Origin of the sequence: Dyadobacter endophyticus (assembly GCF_014641595.1) — a bacterium.
Taxonomy (GTDB): domain Bacteria; phylum Bacteroidota; class Bacteroidia; order Cytophagales; family Spirosomataceae; genus Dyadobacter; species Dyadobacter endophyticus.
In genome coordinates this window covers 1584707-1609004 of record NZ_BMIA01000001.1, presented here as the reverse complement: position 1 = coordinate 1609004, position 24298 = coordinate 1584707, and the positions used below count along the sequence as shown (strand labels likewise).

The following is a 24298-nucleotide window of genomic DNA, read 5'->3' as shown; positions in this document are numbered from 1 at the left end:
TAGCTCATCTTAATTCCGATAGAAATGAAAACAAAATATATAGCAGCGTGGATTCTGGCGGCGGGCATGATTACCGGTTGCGGTGACAGCTTCCTGACGGTGAACCCGGAAACTGCATTGAGTTCCAACAACTTCTTTACCTCTGAAAACGACTTCAAGCAGGCTGTCAATGCGGCTTACGAACCGTTCCGGCAGATGTACAACGAGCGTGCGTGGGTTTTAGAAGAAATGCATTCGGATAACACCTATTACGCCCGGAACACATTGTACGGCGCGGTGGACCCTACCGAAAACGTGGCTGACTTTGCGGTACCGACCGCAAATGGGGTTACGGCGAACGACAACGTGCTGGTTCAGTACCGATTGAACTATCGGGTCATCGCACGTGCTAATCAGATCATCGCCTTGATCGACGGCGTCAATTTCGATGCGGCATCGAAAGGGAACCTCAAAGGACAAGCATTGTTCCTGCGGGCATTTGCCTACTTCGATCTCGTACGCCTATTCGGTAAAGTACCGCTTCACCTGGTGCCTGTGACCAGCCGCGAAGATGCGCCACTGCCTTTGTCGACTACCGAGGAGATTTATGCGCAAATTGAAAAAGACGCTAAGGAAGCTATTACCGGCCTGTATGATAAAGCCAAACAGGAAGCTGGTCGTGTTACTTCTGGTACGGCCAAGACGCTTTTGGCCAATCTTTACATTACCCAGAAAAAGTGGGCGCTCGCTGAGCCTTTGCTGAAAGAAATCGTAGCAAGCGGGCAGTATGCACTGATGCCCGACTACAACGATGCTTTCTCTACCACAACCGGTAACAAGAATAACAAGGAGTCTATTTTCGAGATCCAGTATATGGAAGGTTCTTCGGGCTATAACGGTAACCAAATTTACCGCTTCATTCCGTCGCCTATCACTGCTGCTGAAATCGCGCCGATTACAGGAACTTCCAATCCCCAACCGACTTCTCAGGAAAGTAACAACATTCCTACGCCCGATCTGATCGCGGCATATGAAACCGGTGACAAGAGAAAGGACATTTCGATCGGTTCCGTAACGTTGAGCGGCTCCCTGAACGACAACAAGGTTTATCCTTATATCAAAAAGTACGCGCGGCAACATTCACTGCATAACAACACCGGTCAGAACTGGCCCGTTTACCGCTATGCCGAAGTGTTGCTTTTCCTCGCCGAGTCTTTGAACGAACAAGGTAAACCGGCCGACGCCGCTACTTACATCGACCAGGTTCGCGCACGTGCCGGTCTGGCCGCAACCAAAGCTGCTTCCCAGGCAGATATGCGCGAGGCGATCTTCAAGGAGAGAAGAATAGAGCTGGCATTTGAAAACAAGCGCTGGTTCGACCTCACCCGCACGGGTCGCGTGAAGGAAATCATCGGGGCTTATGGTGCCAAGGTGAAAGCGAATCCGCAGGCATACTACTTCAAGACAGGCGCTGTGCCTCCGCCAAATGCATTCACGGTACTGGATGACTATTATGGTCTGCCTGCTGTTGAAGCTGCATTGACGCCACATTTCTGATGGGTGCAAAAGAATAAAAAAGTGCAGCAGGCGCAAGCTCGCTGCACTTTTTTCATTATGATCATACTAATCGGCCTAATACCCCACAGAACAGGATAGTCTCACCGATGTTTCGATCTAATATTGTAATATCAGATTATTTGAAGTTTTAGTTTGCTTTATTTAAGAACCAGGATACTTAATCACCAACCCCTCCTGCGCTTCATCCTTTTTTATCAATCATATTTACTTAAACTCTGAGCTGTAAAATGTACACAACAAAACAATGGTCAAAACTTCCGATGACGCTCGCGGTACTGCTCGCCGTAGGGGTCTTCTGTGGAGTGATGCTAAGCAACCGAACTGCCAAACACCGTCCTCCCGGCTCAAAGGTCGACAAACTGAAACTTCCGGATGGCTTCAAGGCCGATCATTTATATAGTGTTTCGGAAGAAAAGAACGGCTCGTGGGTATCCATGACCTTCGACAACAAGGGAAGGATGATCACTTCCGACCAGTATGGCGGACTGTACCGTCTGGTGCTGCCGGCAATTGGTTCTACCGACAAGCCTCAGGTTGAGATACTTAAAATCGAAGGAGATACCGCGAAAGTTGCGATGGGATATGCGCACGGTTTGCTCTACGCATTCAATAGCCTTTACGTAATGATCAACAACCGGTCGAATGCACGTTTCCCGAAAGGAAGCGGCTTGTACCGTTTGCAGGACACCGACAACAACGATCAGTACGACAAGATCACGCTCATCAAGCCGCTGAAAGGCGAGGGCGAGCATGGTCCGCACAGTATTGTAATGGCGCCCGATCAGAAATCGCTTTTCGTAGTGGCCGGTAACTTCACCGACCTGCCACAGATGGATATTTATCGTTTGATGCCGAACTGGAAAAACGACAACCTGTTCCCGTTCATTAAAGACCCGCGCGGCCACGCGACGGATCGTAATGCTCCGGGAGGCTGGATTGCCCATACCGATCCCGAAGGAAAAAACTGGGAATTGTACACAGCCGGTTTCCGTAACCCCTATGATATCGCATTCAACGAAGCGGGTGACCTTTTCGCTTATGACTCGGATATGGAGTGGGATTTCGGAACGCCTTGGTATCGTCCAACCCGCGTTTGCCATGCGGTAAGCGGTGGTGAATTCGGATGGAGAACAGGTTCTGCCAACACTTCGCCTGCATTTGCCGATTTCCTTTCGCCGGTCATGAACATCGGACAAGGATCGCCAACCAACCTTATTTATCTGAAAGACGCGCGTTTCCCTGCGAAGTACAAAAACACATTGCTCGCATTCGACTGGAGTTTTGGTATCGTGCACGGTTTGCACCTGAAACCAAGCGGCTCGACTTACACTGCTGACCATGAAGAGTTCCTCTCCGGCGCACCGCTTCCATTGACCGACGGCGCCATCGGACCTGACGGCGCACTGTACTTCCTGACCGGCGGTCGTCGTCTGGAATCGGATCTTTACCGTGTGTATTATGGTGACTACAAGAACATTGCACCAGGCTCCAACACTGCAACGCCGGTTGTTACCAGCGAGCACAAGCAACGTACCGCCATTGAAGAGTACCATGTTAAGAAAGATCCGAAAGCGATCGACCAGGCGTGGCCATTGTTGAAAAGCCCGGACCGTTTCCTACGCTACGCGGGCCGGTTGGCTATTGAACACCAGCCTGTAAGTCAGTGGGAAAGCAAAGTTTACGCTGAGAAAGATCCGCAATCGATCATTTATGCGGCCATCGCATTGGGCCGCCAGGGTGATTCCTCAAAGGTAGGAGGGCCCCTTTTGAAAAAACTGATAACGATCGATTACGCGAAGCTCGACGACCTTAACAAACAAGCGCTGTTGCGTGCTGTGGAAGTGATCTTGTACCGCGCCGGCCAACCGGATGCTGCGACGAAAGCTGCATTGATCGCTTATCTGAATCCTAAATATCCGTCTGCTAATGCATTGCAAAACAGATTTTTAGCCAAAATACTTGTAACAATCGAAGCACCAAAAGTAGTTGAAAAGACCCTTGCGTTGATCGCTAAAAACGAGAAGTTCGATGATAAGGACAATGAAATGGTAACCGCTTCCGCCGACCTGATCCTCCGTAACCCGCAATATGGTCTCGACCTGGCTGGTTTGCTGGAAAAAATGCCGCCGCAGCAGCAAACGTTCTACGCGATTATGCTAAGCAGTGCTAAAACCGGCTGGACACCTGCATCCCGCGAAGAGTATTTCAAATGGTTCCATAAAGCATTCAGCTATCAGGGCGGACGCAGCTACATCGGCTTTATTGACAAGGCCCGTCAGCTTGCATTGAAAAACGTACCGAGCGACAAAGTGGCTTACTTTAACAAACTATCTGGTTCTGAATTACTTACCGGAACCGGAAACGATCTCGTGAAGCTCTACACGCCGAAAGGTCCGGGACGTGGCTGGAAAGTTGACCAGGCGGTTGAACTCGTTAAAGACAGCCTTAGCAACCGTGATTTCGAGCGCGGCAAGCAGATTTTTTCAGCCGTTCTTTGCAGCCGTTGCCATACTATCCAGGGCCAAGGTGCCGATGTAGGTCCCGAACTGACACAACTTGGAACCCGCTTCTCTGTGAAGGACATGCTCGAAGCGATCATCGAACCCGATAAAGCGGTGTCTGACCAATATGCCTCGATCTCATTCCAAATGAAAGACGGACAGTCGATCGTAGGCCGCGAGGTAAACCAGGATGCTAATTTCTATTACGTATCTCAAAACCCGTTCGATACGAAAACGATCCGCAAGGTAGCTAAGAAGGACGTTGTGTCCAGCAAAATATCACCGGTGTCTATGATGCTTCCCGGCCTGATCAACGGTCTGAACCCGAATGAACTGAGAGACCTGGTAGCTTATCTGATGGCAGGCGGTAACAAAAATAATCCGATCTATTCCGAGTCGGGAGCACCGAAAAGCGGAAAATAGATCACATGAATTTTTGAGTAGATTATAATTAATTAGGCTTAAGATAGTGGTGCTGCGTGTTGGTCCTGATGCTTTCAAAGCAAATACGGATCCGGTAGCATCACTACTTTTTTATGGATACTGCAAAATAGAACACGAGCAGCAAATATAACGTATATACAAACGCGTTCGTTGCTGAAAAAGGGTAGGGGGCGCAGTGCGCGTATGGTCAAATAGTATATTTAGATAGTCAACTGATAAATGAAGTCACTCTCAAATCGAAGGAAAGCACTTAAAAGTATGGCAGCGGCAGCGGGCTTGGGTACATTTTCAACCTCTCTCGCCAGTGCGTTTGCCGCGTCAGAAAAGGCGCTTGGCCCTAAGCTGAATGGAAAGATCAATCATTCCGTATGCAAATGGTGTTATAGCAAAATTCCACTGGATACGTTTGCACAGGAATGCAAGAAGATCGGGCTCACGTCTATCGAGCTGCTTGGTCCGGAAGAATGGCCGGTCATTAAAAAATACGGGCTTACCTGTGCATTGCCCTGGGGCGAAGGTCTTACGCGCAGCATCGATAAGGGTTTCAACGATCCGAAAAATCACGAGGAACTGATCAAGGGATTTGAAGATGTGATCCCCAAAGTACGCGCTGCGGGTTATGACAAGATCATTTGCTTTTCTGGAAATCGCCGTGGAATGTCGGATTATGACGGAATTCGTAATTGCGCCGAAGGGATCCGCAAACTGATTCCAACAGCAGAAAAGCATAATGTAACATTGGTGATGGAATTGCTCAACAGCAAGGTCAACCATAAAGACTACATGTGCGACCGGACAGAGTGGGGGGCAGCCCTTTGCGAAGCGGTTGGTTCAGAAAAATTTAAGCTGCTCTACGATATTTACCACATGCAAATCCAGGAGGGTGACGTAGTGGCGACGATCAAAAAGTATCACAAATACATCGCCCATTATCATACAGGCGGCGTACCCGGAAGGCACGAGATCGATGAGACGCAGGAGCTGTATTATCCGGCGATTATGCAGGCGATTGTAGAAACGGGTTACAAAGGGTTCGTAGGGCAGGAATTTATCCCAAGCCGCGGTGACGATCTGGCTTCGCTGAAACAGGGGGTTACTATTTGCGATATTTCTTAAAGACTGATATTCAACAATTTACACTATGCCAACGAGACGAAACGCGTTAAAAAATATTGCAGCGGGAACAGCCGCAGGAGCAGCTGCCGGAATGATGTCTATTTCGGAAGTTTTCGCAAAAAATGAATCAGTACTGGGTGCTAAACTGAATGGTAAGATTAACCACTCGGTTTGCAAATGGTGCTACGGTAAAATTCCGCTCGACACTTTCGCACAGGAATGTAAGAAGATCGGGATCACGTCCATAGAACTCCTCGGACCGGAAGACTGGCCGACCTTGAAAAAGTACGGGCTCACGTGCGCGTTGCCTAACGGCGCAGGTATGGGTATCGAAAAAGGTTTCAACGACTTGGCCTTGCACGATGAACTTGTCAAAAGTTACGAGGACATTTTTCCAAAACTGAAAGAAGCTGGTTATAAAACCGTCATCTGCTTTTCGGGAAATCGCCGCGGCATGTCCGACTACGACGGTATGCGGAATTGTGCCGTTGGTCTGCGCCGCCTGATGCCGTCAGCTGAAAAGCATGGCATTACGATGATCATGGAATTGCTCAATAGCAAAGTCAATCACCGCGACTACATGTGCGACCACACAGCCTGGGGCGCAGGACTTTGTGAAATGGTTGGTTCCGAAAACTTCAAGTTGCTCTACGACATTTACCACATGTCGATCATGGAAGGCGACGTTATCGCGACCATTAAGCAATACCACAAATACATCGGCCATTACCACACCGGCGGCGTTCCAGGCCGCAACGAAATCGACGAAGGCCAGGAACTGTACTACCCGGCGATCATGAAAGCGATCGTCGAAACCGGTTTCAACGGATTCGTCGCACAGGAGTTCATTCCGAAGCGCGAGCCGCTGGCTTCTTTGGCCCAGTGTGTGAAGATTTGCGATATTGCGTGATACGGAAGCAAAGTATTTTGAGATTTTCCTCTGATAATTGCCTGGAAATGCTGTTTGAAATGCTCAAAAAGCCTTCAAATCAGCATTTCCAGGCAATTTTGAATTTCCACAGGTTAATTTTGAAGACTGCAAAAGCCTTGAAATAATGCTCAATTACAGTGAATTAACTCAGAGAAACCATTAAACACGCAGCCTGAGATTTTCACAAAATTTACGATTCGATATCTGAGACAGGATAGCAAAATCTAGTGCCCATCCAAGTATAAGCTTACTTACAGATCGTCGTATTTGTCAACATTGTCAAGCGGTCCCATACTCTCATACTTTTGAGTCGACCTGTTGTATAATTTATATTATGTTAAATAGATATTCCTAAACGAAGAGCGCATCGATTACCCGATGCGCTCTTCTATCTTGTAAGCGAAGCAAGAGCTTCGTGACATTTACTATTCTTCAATACAAGCAACTCCTTTGGCAGCGAATTGTTCCAATACGCCGTTCAGGTTGGTCAGGTTGTCCTTAGCTTCCGCTTCGTCCTTAGCCTGGATTGCTTTTTCGAAGTATGGTTTTGCTTTTTTGAATTTACCGCAAACACGACCTTCAACTTCCTTGCCACGTTGCTGGTACTCGGTCATATTCATGTTATCAACTTCGCCTTTCAGCTGCACAGCCTCGTTGAAATAAAATACACCAAGGTTGTAAAGCGCGTCGTAGTTAGTTGCGTCGATTTCCAGTGCTTTCTTATAATTCAGTACCGCCTTCTCGCTTGCTTCTTTCTGTTTCGCTTTCGCATCAGCAAGTTCTTTTTCCAATGCGGCTACGTCTTGTCCTTTCGCAGCTTCCTGTGCAGCTTTTACTTCTCCTTCCAGTTTAGCAATCGCTTCTACACTTTCTTTTTTCTTCGCGTTCACATCAGCAAGCTGGCGTTTCAGGTCGGCATTTTTTGGCTGCTTTTTGATCAACGCTCCGATACGTTTTACTTCGCCGTCGTAGACTTCGATCTTACTTTTTTCGGCATCCAGTGCCTTTGTAGCGGTTGCAACTGCATTATTACCCGAACCTACTTTACCGTTCAATTGCTTCACTTTGTCGGTAGATGTTCTGTACATGTTATCGTACAGAATAGCCAGGTTTACCACATTTTGGGTGTTTTTAGGATCGGCTACTGCCAAAGCTTCGAGTTCTTTGATTGCCTGATCTTCTTTACCTGAGGCCAGCAAAATGTTAACAACTTCCGCTTTCAGGTCCTTGTTTCCCGGAGATTGTTTCAAACCATTGTTCAAAGTCTCCACCGCTTTGTCGAAGTTCTGCTCAGAACGGTATAGCTGCGCCAAACCGTAGAATACGCTGGGATCTTTACCGCCGTTCGCTGCGTATGTTTCAAATGATGCCTTTGCAACATCCTTTTTATCAAGCTGTTGTGCCGCGATACCACCATAAAGCGATGCCAAAGTATCCTTTTTGTTGATCTGTTGGGCAGCCTGGAACATTTCCAAGGCACCGTTCAGGTTTTTAGCCTGGTACTTTTCCGCACCTTGTTTTACGAATGCATTGAAAAGCTGGGTTCCTTCACCGCCGGCGATAACATTCGCAGCTTCTTTTGATGATTTCCCTGGCTCCCCTTTCTTCGTAACATCCAGCTCAACAACCTTTTTATAGGCTTCCAAAGCCGTTTTTGCTGCACTAGAATCTACTTCTGAACCTTGTAGGGCTATGTTTTCATAAAGTTTAGCGCGTTCCAGCCAAAAAGCGGCTTTGGCACTTGCTTTCGGGTCACTGGCATCTTTATCGCTTTTCTCCTTTTCCTTACGAAATCCATCTACCAAAGCCTTGTTCACAGCGTCCTGCGCTATCGCAGCACAGCCGAACAGGCTAAGTGCAGAAACAAAAAACAGTTTTTTCATAAATATTAACTTTGGTTGTGATTGATTGTTCGAGTTCTAAATATAAATCAATTAATATAAATTTTACAAAAATCATGCCTCTGCGTCGTCGGAAGGCTCTTCATCGTCCTCCTCTTCGTCGTCAGCGACATCCTCGTCTTCCTCATCCAACTCGTCTGTAACCAACACATCTTCTGCCAATGCGCCTTCAACCTGCGCTACCGGTTTTGGAACTACGTTTCCATCTTCGTCCAATTCATCTTCGGCTTTCTCATCCGGATCTTTCAGAATACGGGTTACCGATGTGATCTCATCCGAGCTGTTCAGACGGATCAGTTTCACGCCTTGGGTATTACGTCCTGCCTGACGGATATCAAGCACGCTCATTCTGATAGCGATACCGTTACGTGTGATGATCATCAGGTCGTCTTCTTCGGTAACTTCGCGAATCGCCACCAGCTTGCCTACCTTGTCGGTTGCATTCATGGTCGAGACTCCTTTACCACCACGATTTGTTACCCGATAACTTTCTATTGCAGAGCGCTTCCCAAAACCATTTTCAGAAACAACAAGCAATTGGGCATCCTCGCGGCTGATACATACCATACCGATCACTTTATTGTCGGGATCGTTCAGGTTGATACCACGAACACCGGCAGCGGTACGTCCCATTGGTCGCACGCCCTTTTCGTTGAAGCGGACCGCCCTACCGGCAGCCGACGCGATCACGATGTCGTTGTCACCGTTGGTTAACGCAACGTTCAGCAAGCGGTCGCCTTCATTGATCGAAATCGCGATGATACCGTTTGTACGCGGACGTGAATATGCTTCGAGCAAAGTCTTTTTAATGGTGCCCTGCTCGGTACACATAATGAGGTAATTATTGTTGATATAATCCTCATCCGAGAGCGTCTTCACATTGATAACCGACCGGATCGAGTCACCGCCTTCAAGGCTGATGAGGTTCTGGATCGGGCGGCCTTTGGAAGTTTTGCTTCCTTCGGGCACCTCGTAAACCTTCATCCAGAACAACTTACCGTATTCGGTGAATATCAACAGGTAGTTAAGCATTGTCGCAGAGAACAAATGCTCGGTGAAATCGGTGTCTTTGGTTTTCACACCGCGTGAACCAACTCCTCCCCTTGTTTGCGTACGGTATTCCGAAAGCGGCGTACGTTTGATATATCCTTCCTTGGAAATGGTAATGAGCATTTCCTCATCGGCGATCATATCTTCGTCGCTGAATTCCTCCGCCGAGAACTCGATTTTCGTTCTGCGTGCATCACCGTAGCGTTCCTTAATATCGGTCAGCTCGGTTTTGATGATCTCGAACTTACGGAATTCATTGGCAAGAATGTCTTTCAAGTCGGCGATCAGGACCATGATCTCTTCATATTCCTTCACGATCTTCTCTCTTTCAAGACCGGTCAGACGTTGCAGACGCATTTCAAGTATCGCGCGCGCCTGGATTTCCGATAAGCTGAATTGCTCCATCAATCCGTTCTTCGCAGTTTCCGGGTCACGGGCTGCGCGGATCAGTGAGATCACCGCGTCGAGGTTATCGAGTGCGATCAGCAAACCTTGCAGAATGTGTGCGCGTTTTTCCGCTTCGCGCAGTTCATATTCGGTCCGGCGGGTAATAACCACAATCCGGTGATCCACGTAATGCTTGATCAGGTCTTTCAGGTTCAGCAAAACCGGGCGTCCCTTTACAAGCGCGACGTTGTTCACCCCGAAAGAGGTCTGCAACGGCGTGTATTTGTACAAGTGGTTCAATACAATATTAGGTATAGCATCTTTTTTCAAGTCGAAAACAATGCGCATACCCTCACGGTCCGATTCATCGCGGATGTCGGAAATGCCGTCGAGTTTCTTATCGTTGATCAGCGACGCGATCCGTTCGATCATCGCCGCTTTGTTGATCATGTAGGGAATTTCGGTTACGATGATCTGCTCGCGCCCGGTCTTGGAAACCTCAAATTGCGCCTTGGAACGCATGATGATGCTGCCACGGCCTGTTTCCATTGCAGAACGTACGCCATTGTAACCATAAATGATACCACCCGTCGGGAAGTCAGGAGCTTTTACATGCTCCATCAGTTCCGGGATCGTAATGTCGTTGTTGTCGATGTAAGCGAGCACGCCGTCCACTACCTCGGTCAGGTTGTGCGGCGCCATGTTGGTGGCCATACCTACCGCGATACCGGACGATCCGTTAACAAGCAGGTTCGGGAATTTAGCAGGCAGGACCGTAGGTTCGCTCAACGAGTCATCGAAGTTGGGCTGGAAGTCAACCGTGTCTTTGTTGAGATCAGCAAGCAGCTCGTCGGCAATTCTTTTCAGCCTGGCTTCGGTATAACGCATTGCCGCCGGGTTGTCGCCGTCGACAGATCCGAAGTTACCCTGACCATCGACAAGCGGGTAGCGCAACGACCATGGCTGGGCCATACGCACCATCGTATTATAAACGGAGGAGTCGCCATGCGGGTGATATTTACCCAAAACTTCACCCACAATACGAGCCGACTTCTTATGGGCCCGGTTGTAGCTTACGCCCAGATCGTCCATTCCATAAAGGACCCGCCGGTGAACGGGTTTCAGACCATCGCGAACGTCGGGCAAAGCGCGGGAGATAATAACGGACATCGAGTAATCGATGTAGGCTCCACGCATTTCATCCTCGATATTAATCGGGATAATGTTTTCACCAGAAGATTCTGCCATAAAGAATTAGAAAAGAATCAAAATTTAAGTTGGGCTAACCGATAGATTCAATTGCCCAGCGGATTAATACAATCTTGTTGGTACTAAAAAGTCAAATTTCGCTATTTTAAAGCATTCTAACAAACTATCTTTTGTGCTATTTCGGCCCCCGGGGCGTATATCCGTGACTATCCGTCCATTACCTGCCAGAAATATCCGCGGGAAAACTAAATTGGCATCTATCATTAAAAATCCCGTTCTTCCAACTTATTAGCAAAAGCTTAATTTTCGACAATTTCACCTATGCCTTTACTATTAACCTTTATCGCAATCCTCGCGCTCATTTTACTTATTGCCTGGCTTAAAATCGACACTTTCATCTCTTTCCTGCTGGTTTCCATCGCTTTGGGATTCGCGAGCGGGCTGGATGTGGACACGGTGAGCAAGGCTATTCAGAAGGGCGTGGGAGGGACGCTCGGAGACCTGGTGCTCATTGTCGGGTTCGGGGCGATGCTGGGGAAAATGGTGGCGGACAGTGGGGCCGCGCAGCGCATTACCGATGCGCTTATCAGTCTTTTTGGTCAAAAATACATTCAATGGGGTATGGCGCTTGCCGGATTTGTGATAGGTATTCCATTGTTTTATAACGCAGGTTTTGTCATCGTGATCCCGCTGATTTTCATGATCAGTGCAACCGCAAGGTTACCATTATTATATATAGGTATTCCAATGTTATCGGCGTTATCCGTAGCGCACGGGTACCTCCCACCCCACCCTTCCCCAGCCGCGATCGCCAGCCAGCTGCATGCCGACCTGGGTAAGACCCTATTCTATGGAATGATCGTTTCGCTACCCGCTATCGCCGTAGCCGGCCCTATTTTTGGGAAGACATTGAAACGTTTCCAGCCAAAACCCGACGAAGACCTGTTCGATGTAAAACCCCGCCCCGCTTCCGAACTCCCGGGATTGGCAATCAGCATCGTTACTGCATTGCTTCCGGTATTTCTACTCACTGCCATGTCAGGTGTAAAACGCGTTTATCCTGATAACAAACTAATCGGATTGCTGGCAGAGCCCTATTTCGGAATGCTCGTTTCGGTGCTTTTTGCGGCCTATGTACTGGGTGTAAAACGTGGCATGAGCATGAAAAAGGTGAGCAAATCAATGGAAGAAGCTTTCAAAGGCGTTTCCACCATTTTGCTGATCATCGCGGGAGCAGGTGTATTTAAAGAAATCATGACAGCCAGCGGCGTGAGTACCTACATTGCCGAGAGCCTCAAAGGAATGGACATCTCCCCGCTCCTGCTAAGCTGGGCCATTGCGGCGGTAATCCGCGTCTGTGTCGGTTCTGCCACCGTTGCCGGGCTTACAACCGTTGGTATTCTCGCCCCCCTGCTTGCCAATGCAGGCGTCCCCGCGGAATTGCTCGTACTCGCCATCGGATCTGGCAGTCTGATGTTCTCCCACCTCAACGACGGTGGCTTCTGGCTCTTCAAAGAATACTTCAATCTGAGCATCAAAGACACAATCCTCACCTGGTCGGTAATGGAAACTATTGTGTCAATAATGGGCTTACTGGGCGTTTTGGTGCTAAATTTGTTCGTCTGAGTAAATTAAACCCTAGTCCGCATACCGTCCGTTAAAACGGACGGTAATAAAGAGTTTTAGTCAATACCGCCCGTTTAAACGGACGGTAATGGATTTTTTCAATTTGGAAGAGGGTATTCAGATACGCTTTTTATACTCTTTATATTATCGTTCAAAATCAATTCCCAATCAATACCCGTCCGTTTTAACGGAAAAGACGCAACTACTATGGACAATACACCAGAATCAAATTTCGCGGCTCTTGGCCTCAACCTCCCTCCCGCACCGAAACCGGTTGGCGTTTATAAACCTTTATTGATCGTCGACAAGCGCTGGGTTTACGTTTCCGGCCACGGCACTGTGCAGGACGACGGCTCGCTCATTAAAGGCCGTATTGGTAAAGACCTCGATGCAGAACAGGGCAAACTCGCTGCACGTCAGGTAGGTCTGGCTATTTTGTCCACGCTGAAAGCCAATCTTGGCAGCCTCAACCGTGTGAAAAGAGTGATTAAGGTGCTCGGCATGGTAAACGGCACGACGGATTTTGAAAGACATCCCTATATCATCAACGGATGCAGCGAACTCTTCGCGAAAGTATGGGGCGAAGAAAACGGTATCGGTGTAAGAAGCGCCGTAGGAATGGGTACATTGCCTGATAACATCCCGGTGGAGATCGAGGCGATGTTTGAGCTTGAAGAAAAGTAATTTTGAATGATTGAATGACTGAATCATTGAATTGGCAGAGTCCTTTCCATTATTCAGTCATTCAATCATTCGGTCATTCAAAATTAAAAACATGTCCTGGTACCAGCTAACCAACCCCGGGGAAGTAATTTCTCCATCACTCCTGTTCTACAAGGGCCGTATCGAGAGCAATATCCGCAGCATGGTGAACATTGCTGGCTCGTCCGGGCAGCGTTCCGCAGAACGGCTGGTGCCCCATGTTAAAACCCATAAATGCCCGGAAATCGTCGCAATGCAGCTTTCTGCCGGTATTTCAAAATTTAAATGCGCCACGATCGCCGAGGCCGAAATGGTCGCGACCGCGGGCGCGCCGTGGGTATTGATCGCCTACCAGCTCGTCGGCCCGAATATCGACCGGCTTTTTGCATTGCGCAACATGTTTCCCGATACCACCTTCGCTTCCCTTGTCGACAACGAGCAAACTGCCACGTTACTGAGCGAAGCGTCGCGTGAGCGCGGGCTGCGCTCGGCGGTTTTTCTGGATGTCAACAATGGTATGAACCGCACCGGGCACGCCACAGACGAGTCGTTGCTTTCCCTGTACCGATTCGTGAGCGGTCTGGATGGATTATCTTTCGGTGGCGTGCATATTTACGACGGCCATATTCGTAATCCGGAGTTTTCCGAGCGCAAGGCCGCGGCCGACGAGGCCTACGAACAGGCGCTTCCGTTGCTCGACCGCATTGAAACCGAATGCGGCTATGAACCGATGATCATCGTCGGCGGCTCACCGTCATTTACCGTACATGCGTTGCGCCCCGAGGTTTACCTCAGCCCCGGCACGAACGTACTTTGGGATTGGGGCTACGGTGACCGGTTCGACGGCCAGCCATTTGAGCACGCCGCATTAATACTGACCCGGGTCGTTTCCAAACCGACTCCGGGCATTCTCACCATCGACCTCGGCCATAAGGCGATTGCTGCCGAAAACCCGATTGAAAACCGTCTGCGTTTGCTCAACCTGCCCGATTACACATTGCTCAGCCAAAGCGAAGAGCACGGTGTGTTGCAGGTGAGTAACGATGTATGGGAGAGCGTCCAGATCGGCGATGTCTTTTACGCACTCCCCTACCACATTTGCCCAACCGTGGCACTGCACGATTTCGCAACAGTCATTGAAGACGGCAATGTGACGGATGAATGGAAGATCACCGCGCGTAGCAGGCGTATCACGATATAACCTAATTTTGAATGAGCGAATGAGTGAATAGCTACCCTCCCTCATTCCCTCATTCACTCATTGACCTATTCACTCATTCATTTTATGTTCCTATTCGACGCACATCTCGACCTTTCCATGAATGCCGTGGAATGGAACCGCGACCTTACGCAAGACCTGTATTCGATCCGCGACCGTGAAAAAAACCTTACCGACAAACCCGACCGCGGCAAAGGCGTGGTGAGTTTTCCGGAAATGCGCAAAGGTAATATCGGACTCTGCGTGGCCACGCAGATCGGCCGTTACATCAGGCCCGATAGTAAAATCCCGGGCTGGCATTCGCAGGCTCAGGCGTGGGCGATCACCCAGGCCCAGGTTGCGTGGTACAAGGCTATGGAAGAGGCTGGTGAAATGGTGCAGATCACGGGGCTAACAGGCCTTCGGAGCCATCTTGAACTTTGGCAGAATGCCGAAACGACCGAAGGTTTGCCCATCGGCTATATTCTAAGTCTGGAAGGCGCGGATTCATTTGTAAGCCTCAAAAATCTTGAAACCGCCTACGCCTATGGCCTTCGTGCGATCGGGCCCGCGCATTATGGCCCGGGCGTATACGCGTACGGAACCGACTCTGATGCTCCTTTAAGCGAAAAAGGCAAAGACCTGCTACGCGAAATGGACCAGCTTGACATGATTCTCGACGCTACCCACCTGTGCGACACCGCGTTTTGGGAAGCGATGGATTTGTATAAAGGGCCAGTTTGGGCGAGCCACAACCTCGTTCGCGCGATCACACCGCACAACCGTCAGTTTTCCGACGAGATGATCAAAGTACTCCTCGAACGCGACGCGGTGATCGGTATGGCCTTCGATGCGTGGATGATGATCCCTGGGTGGGTTCGCGGCAAATCGACGCCGGAAAGTACCGGCCTGAAAATCGAGCATATCGTGCAGCATATCGACCACATCTGCCAGATTGCAGGCAATGCATTGCACGTCGGCATCGGCTCCGACCTGGATGGCGCGTACGGCAAAGAGCAATCACCCGGCGACCTGGATTCCATTGCAGATTTGCAAACCATTACCAGTCTCCTATCCAGACGCGGTTATTCCGAGGCCGACATCGAACGGATAATGTGGCGTAACTGGGTCACCTTTCTGGAAAAGAGCTGGGACTGACAGCATTAGCCTACCATTCCAGCGGGATTTATTAAATCTAATAAATTCTTAATATAGCACTAAAAGGAGTTATCAAAAAAGCTTCGCAACTTGGCATCATGGTTGCGGAGCTTTTTGTTTTATTCCAAATTTTAAAGCAAAGTTATTTGGAACGATTTTAAATAAGTAGTAAGTTTGATCTATTAAATCAACAATCTGAATTCAACGGTAACATACCGACCACTAATTTCAAGTAGTAAACAATGGCCAATACATATAAGATTCTTTTCCGTACGCACATTCAGGCAAGCAAATCGCTGCAAAAGCTGCACGATTGCCTGAAACAGCTTAATGTAAAACACTGGGCTTACGATTTCCAGGATTTCCTGCTGACACTGACTTCCGAATTATCTGACTTTACCCGTATCCAGCTTGCCTTGCGGTCAGCCGGGTATGTCTGCCATTTTATTAAGCTCGAAAACATGAATGAGGCCCTGTTGGAAACCCGATTGGAAACAGGGGGCGTTTCAATCGCATAGCGTACGGACATTTAGCGGCTATCCTTACCCTTTTCAGAGCAGCCACCGCATGGTGGCTGCTTTTTTCATGCACGAAAGGCCGGCGTGAATTTTCGCGCCGGCCACCAAAAATATATTCCTGGCTAATAAACGTTCTCGAGTAAGAGGTTCCGCTTCGCCTGCTGCATATGCCGCTCGTCATGAGCAACTATGAACTGGAAAACGTCACCGATTTTCATACGGATAAATGGCAGGATCGACACTGGAACGCGGATTGCATCGAGGTCTTTCCGTACGCCCATTCGTAACAGATATAGCAGCTCTTCCTGCTGCCTGATAAACTCGCCTACGACCGCGGCGGAATCAAGGTCAGACGGCGGAATATGCCCCTTCAAAGCTTTGAATTTGCGCTTGCCGGTTTCGGGATCCATCATGCGGGTAAAATAAGCACCCATCCAGGTGCTTGTAAAATCTTTCTTTTCGGTGGACGGCGCTGCGCGAAGCTTCTCGCGCATTCTGGGCAAATAGTAATGGCCATAGCTGTTCAAATGGTCCAGGCATTGCGCGATGCTCCACCCTCCGGTATCCGACGGCCGGTTCAGGAATTCGTTATCTCTGTTTTGGAACAATGCTACCGCGTCAGCGATGTGTTGCTCGACCTGATCGTCGAGCCGTTGCAGCAATGCTTTCTTATTGAAGGTTTCCATGGGCGTTCGATTAATAGACAATGCAAAGTTGTGCAACAGGATTTTTGAAATATTTGGTAAAAACCAAGATTTTCAAATGCGGACTTTGTTGACAAGTTTGCTGAAATTCGTCGGATCGATGCCCAGGTAATTGGCGAGGTATTTGTGCGGCACCAATTGCAGTATATGCGGGCTTCGTTTGAGCAGGTTCCTGAATTTATCTTCCGAAGAAAAGCATTGCACTTCCACAAGTCGTTCCAGAATGCCCGAGAGCGTCTGCGTCATTCCCGCCCGCAGCATCCGCTCAATGGCCGGCCGTTCATAGGCAATCGCCTTAAACTCGCAGTAAGGGGCCCGAATAAATGTCGAAGGCGTAAGCGTCTCATAATAATAGCGAGAGGGCACTTCCATGAGCACCGAATCGATAATGCCGCCGAAGGACGGCCGGTATGTGAACACGATGGTCGCCTCCCGGTTCTGATCGTCGAGATAGTAAATGCGCTGTACGCCGTCCGTCACGAAATAAATGTAGCGCTCAGTTTCGCCCGCACATGTAATGATTTCCTTCCTGCGCGCGCTGAACGGTTTCCAGATAGCCGACAACGCTTCCCAATCGGCGTTATCGAGCGGATGAATGGCCTGAACGACCGAGTGAAGCAATTTTAGCGGTTCCTCCATAGAACCGCTAAAATACGAAAGCCCCTCCTACTCGCCTACGGGCGAGACCATAAAATGCAGGAAATGAAAAACCTCGTCCTGGCTGCGGATGTGATTCCGCGCGGCCGAAAGATCATCCCCTATTTTGATCGTAAATGAAGTATCGGGCAAGGCTTCGAACATGTCCTCGTCGGTCGTATCGTCGCCGATAGCCAGTATGAAGTCGAAATCGCCCGTTTCCACGAACGTCCGCGTAGCAGTTCCTTTGTTAAATGCGGTTTTCTTGACTTCCACCACCTTATTACCGTCAATAACTTGCAAGTTCAGCTCGGGTTGGATGTAGTTTTTGAGTTGCCAAAGCAGCTCCTGGGCGCGGCGGGTAGCGTATTCCTTGTCGTCGGCGGTACGGTAATGCCACGCCAGCGCGGTTTCCTTTTCTTCTACAAAGGCACCGGGGCAACGTTTGGCATAGATCTGCATCACCGGACGGATGCCGTCTTTCCAGTTTTCCTCATAGCCTTCATTCAACTGCCATTCACCCGAATCTTTGGCCTTGATCAATGCGCCGTGTTCGGCGATCATATGCACCGGAAGGTCACTGAAAAGCTTGTCGAGAAAATAGCGGTCGCGGCCGCTGACGATTACCACCGTATCACGTTTGGCAATATCATGGAGCAATTTTTTAACATCCTCGCTCATAATCGCTTTCGCAGGGTCGGGAACGATCGGTGCGAGGGTACCATCGTAGTCGAAGAAAAGTATCCTGTTATTGGATAACTGATATGCGTGCCGGATCACGTCGATGCCCCTGTTGTTCAGGAAAACCTGGCGCAGCCGGTCATGTTCCAATTCTAGCATTGTCATTTGGGTAAAAAAATCAGTAGTCCATGCAAATACATCATAGTCACGAATCCTCTCGCGCATGGCCTCCATTCGTTTGTATTGCTCTTCCTCAGGCATCTCGAACGCCGTTTTGATCGCATCGGCAATATCCTGCCTGTCGAGCGGATTAATGATCAGCGCTTCGCCGAGCTCGGCCGCCGCACCTGCCATTTCACTTAAAATCAATACACCCCGGCCATCCTTTCGGCTTGCGACATACTCCTTGCAAACGAGATTCATCCCGTCGCGGACAGGTGTGATAAGGGCGACGTCACTGGCCGTGTACATCCCCACCATCTCGTGGTAAGGCATCGAGCGGTACTGGTAAATGATCGGTTGCCAGGACATCGTCCCGAAATCGGCATTGATTTTTCCTACCGTCTGGTCAATATCCGACTTCATTTGCTGATACTGCTCTATCGTATCGCGTGAGGGCACTACAACCATCACAAACGACACTTTTTCGTGCCAGTCCGAGTTCTGTTCGAGAAAACGCTGATAACCGTGGAGCCGGTGGATAATACCTTTGGAATAATCGAGGCGATCGACGGAGAAAATGATCTTCTCTTTGAGCGACTGCCGGGCATCCGAACGCGCGGCTGCCACGTCCGGCTCATCGTAGGCATCATTGAACTTTTCGAAATCGATGCTGATCGGAAATGAATCGACCTTCACAATCCGGTTGCCGAGGTTGATGTAATGCAATTTATTCCCCAGTTCGGAGACAAGTCTCGCCGCTTTCAGGAAATACTCCACATAATCGTTGGTATGAAACCCCACCACGTCGGCGCCTAGTATGCCATTCACAATAGCCTTCCTCCAAGTCACCGGCAGCAGCCTGAATATCTCGAAAGAAGGAAAAGGAATGTGAAAAAAGAAGCCGATCTTGTTTTCAGGAAAGGCTTGCCGGATCATTTGCGGGAGCAGCATCAACTGGTAGTCCTGCACCCAAACTACATCACCGGGACGGATCACTTCCTTCACCTTTTCGAAGAACAATTCGTGCGCTTCCTGGTAGGCCTGGAAATAGGCATCATGGAATCGCGCCAGCGACGGGAAGTAATGGCAGAGCGGCCATATCAGATTGTTACAGAAGCCCTCATAATAATTTTCATTGAGTTCGTCGGGGATGAAAACCGGATGCGCCCGGAAATTCTCATTCTCCATCGACTGCCCTTCAAGCTCGTCCGGGCTATTCTCCGAAAAACCGATCCACTGAATCTTCTGATGGGCATCAAAGGCCTGGTTCTGCTGGTCTTTTACCAGCGACAGCACCGCAGAAACGAGGCCGCCTGAATTTTGAAATAATCGGGAGACATCACCGTCGCGGACAACCTTGAACGGTAACCGATATGCGACTATGATGAGCCTTCCCGTATTGACAGACTGAGATAAACTTTCCATAATACGCTCAAACGGCCTCAAAAGCCATGCCACAGTCAGGTTCCGACACTGAAATCCTTCTATGGATGCAACAAGACCGGCGTATATTGCTGTTTCGCAGCCTTGCCTTGCTCTATCGAAAAATGAGTGGGCTTCTTAATCCGCTAGAGTTTTGCCGAACGAGATGAATGTGTTACTTTCGCTATCGCAACCTCTTTTATCACATTACAGGAACCGGATTTCTGGGCAACTTCATTTCCGGCGCCGGTCGAGTCAATAAACGACCGGCAAGCAATTAATTGCTGTTTTCCATGAGCTAGTGTGATAACTGACCACAAATACGGGCTTGCAAAAGCTCAAGATTAGTCAAGGACTACAAAAATGTAATCGCAGATTAATGCTGTGCCACTCTTTGTTGTGGGTTGCAGGCGGCCTGAAATGGCCGCCATTTTTTTGCCCCACCGGATGCTGGCCGGAATAGCTTCCAGCTTCGCACCCGACGCTTTCAGATTTAAAAATCGGCTTTCTGACTCCGCCCGAGGAAGAGGTAGAGGATTCCACCGAAAAACCTCCTAAACCCATAAATAGCAGTATGGCTGATGTCATTGAATGGCTCGTTTAGGCTGTTACTTTCTGCTTCCGCGAGAGGACAAAATATAATACACCTCCAACAAATGGCACACAAATGATCACGAGAATCCAGATCAGTTTGTTGATATCTTTTGCAAAATCGCTGCGGATCGCATCAATCAATGCCCAGAGCGACACCAGCATTGGAAGTAGCACAGCGGAGATTAGAATCAATTCCATTTGTCCCAATCCTAAAAACGATGCTAAGTTCATATTGTCGACAGTTATATTTTCATACAAAATAATATAACTTCGGTTACCAACAAATTAAAACAATAAATAGACAGGCAATGAAATGACTTCACTACCTGCCTGTTAAGAACCACCTGCTCAGAAATAGCTTCTCATAGCCTCCATATATTCTTCAATAGGCATCGAATGGCGCATTTGCATTAACTGGTTACCGGTTGCTCCGATCACATTCCTGAATTGATTTGTTTCGCGGGTCGCGAGGCTGTGAATTACATTGACTATTTCCATTGGATCGTCCAGCTGGCTTTCATCCGCATTTGCCATAATGGCCCGAAGTTTGCTCGTCAACTCGTCATATGCCGTGATTTCGGGATGTGTATTCCAGACAATACTTTCCCGGAAACTATTCCCTTTCGAGCCGCCTTGTTCGATCAGCCGCAACTCTATATTCAGCGGTTTTAGTTCATAATACAATCCTTCGATCAGGCCTTCCAGCGCGAACTTGGACATATTATAAAGCGAGCCCAGCGGCACCGCCGTGGTAATGCCCATAAATGAACTGATATTGATAAACATCCCGCCACCATATTCCCGGAAATGCGGCAGGAATGCGCGGATCACATTAATCGGACCGCGGGCGTTCACGGCAAACTGCCAGTCGATATCCTCCTCTTTTGCCAATTCAAGTGCGCCGTAAGTACCCATACCCGCGTTGTTCACCACCACATCGATCTTTCCAAATATATCGATCGCCTGCTCAACGGCCGTTCTCACCTGCTCGGTATTGGTAACATCCAATTTAAATATCCGGATGTTATCATATGCCGTCAGCTCTGTTTCCTTTTCCGGCGTACGCATGGTTGCGGCCACATTCCAACCGTTTTCTGCGAAGTATTTTGCCGTTAGCTTGCCTAGCCCGCTGCTTGTTCCTGTTATGAAAATGGTTTTTTGCTCGTTCATTTTGAATAAATTTTGATTTGAATGAGGCAAAATTAGTGCGCATTGGTATAACTTTGTAATCAGTATCACAGAGTATACCAACTACTATCATGGAAAACGCGCAATTGATCAGAAATCAGCCGGAAGAAGTAAAGGCATTGCAGGACACGATTTATGTAATCGGGGGAAAATGGAAGTTGCCCATTATCAACTCCATATGCAACGGAAACAAGCGCTTCCGCGAAATTGAAAGAAGCATTCCGGGCATTACCACACGGATGCTTTCCCGGGAATTGAAAGAAATGGAAATGAACAAGCTCATCAAACGGACCGTCTATCCCGATTCCCCGGTTTTGGTGGAATACGAGTCGACCCCGTACTGCAAAACGTTCGGAAACATCATTCTGGCCATGATCGAATGGGGTAAGGAGCACAAAAAGTACATTCAGGAAGAAGCCTGAACCGCAGTAAAAATCAGGCGATGCTCCTGATCCAGGCCTCCGCCATTCCCGGATCGGTAAAGAAACGTTCGTTTGGACTGCTATAAAGGGATTCGTATTTCTCGATTTTGGTCTCGTCCTGATGGCAATGCACCGCAGCCAGGCACCGGATGTCGCGCTTCGTGGTTACAACCAGTTTCGACGATTCCTGCGCAAACATGGCGAGGTAACCCACTTTCCACCCGTAATCCGCGAGCGTCAGCGGGACGATATTGCGGAAATATTTATGCGCATCGAGATTTAACGCCGTAAAGCCGTGAAGGTTTACGAAAATGCGGAACGTGCCTCCCTCCTCGATCTGATCCAGCGCATCAAGTAGCGATTCCTCCCATCGGATCACATCCGCTTTTTCCATGTCGCCGCTAATTTGCGTAATAATAAGCCGGCTGGCAGGTTCCCAATCAGTCTTTGCTATTTTTAAATCTGACATCTGAATATGGCTGACAAATACTAAACTGCATGCATAATCAACACGCCCCTGCATTTGTTCCATACCGTCGACCGACAGCACCTAATTGTCGACAAAGCGCGTGTCAGGCGATCATTCCCTTTGTTTTCAGGTCGTCGAAGAGCATCTGGGCGGCCAGGAAAATGCTTCGCGGCCAGTCTTCTCTGGTTTCCAATATAAATAAGGGCTAGTTTATCGATCATCATACGGTTTTCTCAGGATCGCGATAAATGTAACTTCTTGTAGCCAAAACAAAAAAATTCTTATATTACTAGTCAAAGGAAATCAGATCTACATTAACCAACACTTCATGAAGTTAATTATTACTTGCCTCTTTATCTGCTGGACTGGATTCGCTTTCGCTCAAAAATTACCCATCCCAATCCTACACGCATCGTCTGACAGTCTAACCATGTATTTGGATGGCCAAAAGGAAGAATTCAATGGCATTAATAAATTAGGCAGGCAATTTGATTACAGTTTTGTAGTCCAGAAAGATTCGACGGTGTTTGCTCTGGTTTCAAAATCAGACTCCATATCAATGATACTCAGACCAAAAAGGCACACTGTATTCAAAATTGTGAGAAAGTCCACGGCTGACACTGTTACGTGCGTCTTTACGACACAGAAGTTAGTTAAACCGGCATCTTTCAATGAAAAATATAAAGCAGAGAATGAGGGGAAAACCATTGTTGAGATTCCGGAAGTGTACGAGTTGATTAACATCGTTTTCGCGCTTACCGAATACGGGAAAACGGGTGCTATCGAAAAGGGATCTGCGTATTTCAAGACAGTAATCGATCACTTTACGCCATACAACCAAGATCCGGCTGTACGATCGATAGATTCATTGTTGAAATTCGAACCCGGTTATTTCTACCTTCATTTAAAAATGGATAGCTATGCATTTGTGTTTTCAGGAAATAAAATTACAAACGGGGGCGTATATGACCGCATTGCATCAGGAGAAAAAAATGAGCTGGAATATTACATACCATTATTGGAAAAATTTGCTGAAAAATCGGGATTCAGAACGTTTTACAGAGCTAATTTAAACTACTATTCAAATCTTAAAAAGGATTTCAGCGATAATATCAACATAACCGGCATGAAAAGTTGGCTTGAAAAACAATTCCCAGCCACTAAATATTCCGCTATTAAAGTAATTCTCTCGCCTTTGGTCGGATGGAACCAATCTGCGAGCTTTTTTAACGATAACGGCTTTACGGAGGCACAAGCACACATCAACTACCCTTTTGTTGCTAACGAAAATAAAAAACTACCCGCCGATATTCTGAAAGGCCGGCGCATGATGATTGCCTTTACCGAAATTAATCATGCCTACCTGAATCCAGAGGCCGAAAAATATAATAAAGCAATCGGGGACGCTTTTAAGGACTTATCTAAATGGACTATTTCCGGCAAACCTTCTTCCAGCTACAACAATTCGCTGGTTTGTTTTGAAGAATACATGAACTATGGATTGGTCGGTTTATATTATTCAGATATTTTTGACAAAAAGACATTTGATTCTCTTAACAGCACCATAGAAAAAAATATGGTTGACTTCCGTGGTTTTCAAAGATTTAGAGCATTCAACCAGGAGCTGATGCGTTTATACAAGAATAGAAAACCAGGTCAAACTGTCGCCGATTTGTATCCTGCTGTTATCGAATGGGCATCCAAATACGAGATACACTAAAA

General features: G+C 48.2%; 19 protein-coding genes. 11 read left to right on the top strand and 8 right to left on the bottom strand.

The features are described 5' to 3' along the window. Positions 1-24 precede the first annotated feature (24 nt). The 4 genes from IEY24_RS06600 to IEY24_RS06585 all read left to right on the top strand — a co-directional run bounded on the left by IEY24_RS06600 (position 25) and on the right by IEY24_RS06585 (position 6528). Positions 25-1536 (top strand): RagB/SusD family nutrient uptake outer membrane protein, encoded by a 1512-nt coding sequence (locus IEY24_RS06600; RefSeq protein ID WP_188929843.1) that lies wholly within the window; start codon positions 25-27, stop codon positions 1534-1536. Positions 1537-1784: 248 nt separating this feature from the next. Then, positions 1785-4481, top strand: coding sequence for a c-type cytochrome (locus IEY24_RS06595; RefSeq protein WP_188929842.1), 2697 nt, complete (start codon positions 1785-1787; stop codon positions 4479-4481). 240 nt (positions 4482-4721) lie between these two features. Further along, positions 4722-5618, top strand: coding sequence for a hydroxypyruvate isomerase family protein (locus IEY24_RS06590; RefSeq protein WP_188929840.1), 897 nt, complete (start codon positions 4722-4724; stop codon positions 5616-5618). 25 nt (positions 5619-5643) lie between these two features. Next, the gene (locus IEY24_RS06585) at positions 5644-6528 is read left to right on the top strand and encodes a hydroxypyruvate isomerase family protein (protein ID WP_188929838.1); all 885 of its coding nucleotides are present in this window, start codon (positions 5644-5646) and stop codon (positions 6526-6528) included. Positions 6529-6974: 446 nt separating this feature from the next. Here IEY24_RS06585 and IEY24_RS06580 read toward each other — a convergent pair whose 3' ends face one another. Both IEY24_RS06580 and gyrA read right to left on the bottom strand, forming a co-directional pair. Beyond that, positions 6975-8432 carry a tetratricopeptide repeat protein gene (locus tag IEY24_RS06580; RefSeq protein WP_188929836.1) on the bottom strand — a complete coding sequence of 486 codons (1458 nt, stop codon included), beginning with the start codon at positions 8430-8432 and terminating at the stop codon, positions 6975-6977. A 72-nt stretch (positions 8433-8504) separates the two neighbouring features. Next, a complete protein-coding gene (gyrA, locus tag IEY24_RS06575) occupies positions 8505-11135 on the bottom strand; it encodes a DNA gyrase subunit A (protein WP_188929834.1) in 2631 nt (876 codons plus the stop codon). A 282-nt stretch (positions 11136-11417) separates the two neighbouring features. Here gyrA and IEY24_RS06570 point away from each other — a divergent pair, with 282 nt between their 5' ends. From IEY24_RS06570 to IEY24_RS06550, 5 genes are all read left to right on the top strand, one after another. Beyond that, entirely contained in the window at positions 11418-12722 is a 1305-nt protein-coding gene (locus IEY24_RS06570; RefSeq protein WP_188929832.1) for a GntT/GntP/DsdX family permease, read from the top strand. A 207-nt stretch (positions 12723-12929) separates the two neighbouring features. After that, the gene (locus IEY24_RS06565) at positions 12930-13406 is read left to right on the top strand and encodes a RidA family protein (RefSeq protein WP_188929830.1); all 477 of its coding nucleotides are present in this window, start codon (positions 12930-12932) and stop codon (positions 13404-13406) included. A 91-nt stretch (positions 13407-13497) separates the two neighbouring features. After that, on the top strand, positions 13498-14625 hold the full coding sequence (locus IEY24_RS06560; protein ID WP_188929828.1) for a D-TA family PLP-dependent enzyme: 1128 nt from the start codon (positions 13498-13500) through the stop codon (positions 14623-14625). Positions 14626-14709: 84 nt separating this feature from the next. After that, positions 14710-15780 carry a dipeptidase gene (locus IEY24_RS06555; RefSeq protein ID WP_188929826.1) on the top strand — a complete coding sequence of 357 codons (1071 nt, stop codon included), beginning with the start codon at positions 14710-14712 and terminating at the stop codon, positions 15778-15780. A gap of 242 nt (positions 15781-16022) precedes the next feature. After that, a complete protein-coding gene (locus IEY24_RS06550) occupies positions 16023-16298 on the top strand; it encodes a hypothetical protein (protein WP_188929825.1) in 276 nt (91 codons plus the stop codon). A gap of 122 nt (positions 16299-16420) precedes the next feature. Here IEY24_RS06550 and IEY24_RS06545 read toward each other — a convergent pair whose 3' ends face one another. From IEY24_RS06545 to IEY24_RS06525, 5 genes are all read right to left on the bottom strand, one after another. Then, complete coding sequence (locus tag IEY24_RS06545) at positions 16421-16984, bottom strand: DinB family protein (RefSeq protein ID WP_188929823.1); 564 nt, start codon at positions 16982-16984, stop codon at positions 16421-16423. Positions 16985-17056: 72 nt separating this feature from the next. Next, on the bottom strand, positions 17057-17641 hold the full coding sequence (locus tag IEY24_RS06540) for a Crp/Fnr family transcriptional regulator (RefSeq protein WP_188929821.1): 585 nt from the start codon (positions 17639-17641) through the stop codon (positions 17057-17059). A gap of 27 nt (positions 17642-17668) precedes the next feature. After that, positions 17669-19906: a bifunctional alpha,alpha-trehalose-phosphate synthase (UDP-forming)/trehalose-phosphatase gene (locus IEY24_RS06535; RefSeq protein ID WP_188929820.1), complete on the bottom strand. Its 2238-nt coding sequence runs from the start codon at positions 19904-19906 to the stop codon at positions 17669-17671. Positions 19907-20503: 597 nt separating this feature from the next. Further along, positions 20504-20728: a PLDc N-terminal domain-containing protein gene (locus IEY24_RS06530; protein WP_188929818.1), complete on the bottom strand. Its 225-nt coding sequence runs from the start codon at positions 20726-20728 to the stop codon at positions 20504-20506. A gap of 117 nt (positions 20729-20845) precedes the next feature. Continuing rightward, positions 20846-21667 (bottom strand): SDR family oxidoreductase, encoded by an 822-nt coding sequence (locus IEY24_RS06525; RefSeq protein WP_188929816.1) that lies wholly within the window; start codon positions 21665-21667, stop codon positions 20846-20848. 89 nt (positions 21668-21756) lie between these two features. On the opposite strand from IEY24_RS06525, the gene IEY24_RS06520 reads away from it, so the two are divergent. Next, on the top strand, positions 21757-22107 hold the full coding sequence (locus IEY24_RS06520) for a winged helix-turn-helix transcriptional regulator (protein WP_188929814.1): 351 nt from the start codon (positions 21757-21759) through the stop codon (positions 22105-22107). A gap of 13 nt (positions 22108-22120) precedes the next feature. On the opposite strand, the gene IEY24_RS06515 is transcribed toward IEY24_RS06520, so the two are convergent. Further along, positions 22121-22501, bottom strand: coding sequence for a hypothetical protein (locus tag IEY24_RS06515; protein ID WP_229221521.1), 381 nt, complete (start codon positions 22499-22501; stop codon positions 22121-22123). A gap of 403 nt (positions 22502-22904) precedes the next feature. Between IEY24_RS06515 and IEY24_RS06510 the strand changes: the two genes are divergently transcribed. Then, positions 22905-24296, top strand: coding sequence for a DUF4932 domain-containing protein (locus tag IEY24_RS06510; RefSeq protein ID WP_229221519.1), 1392 nt, complete (start codon positions 22905-22907; stop codon positions 24294-24296). Positions 24297-24298 lie beyond the last annotated feature (2 nt).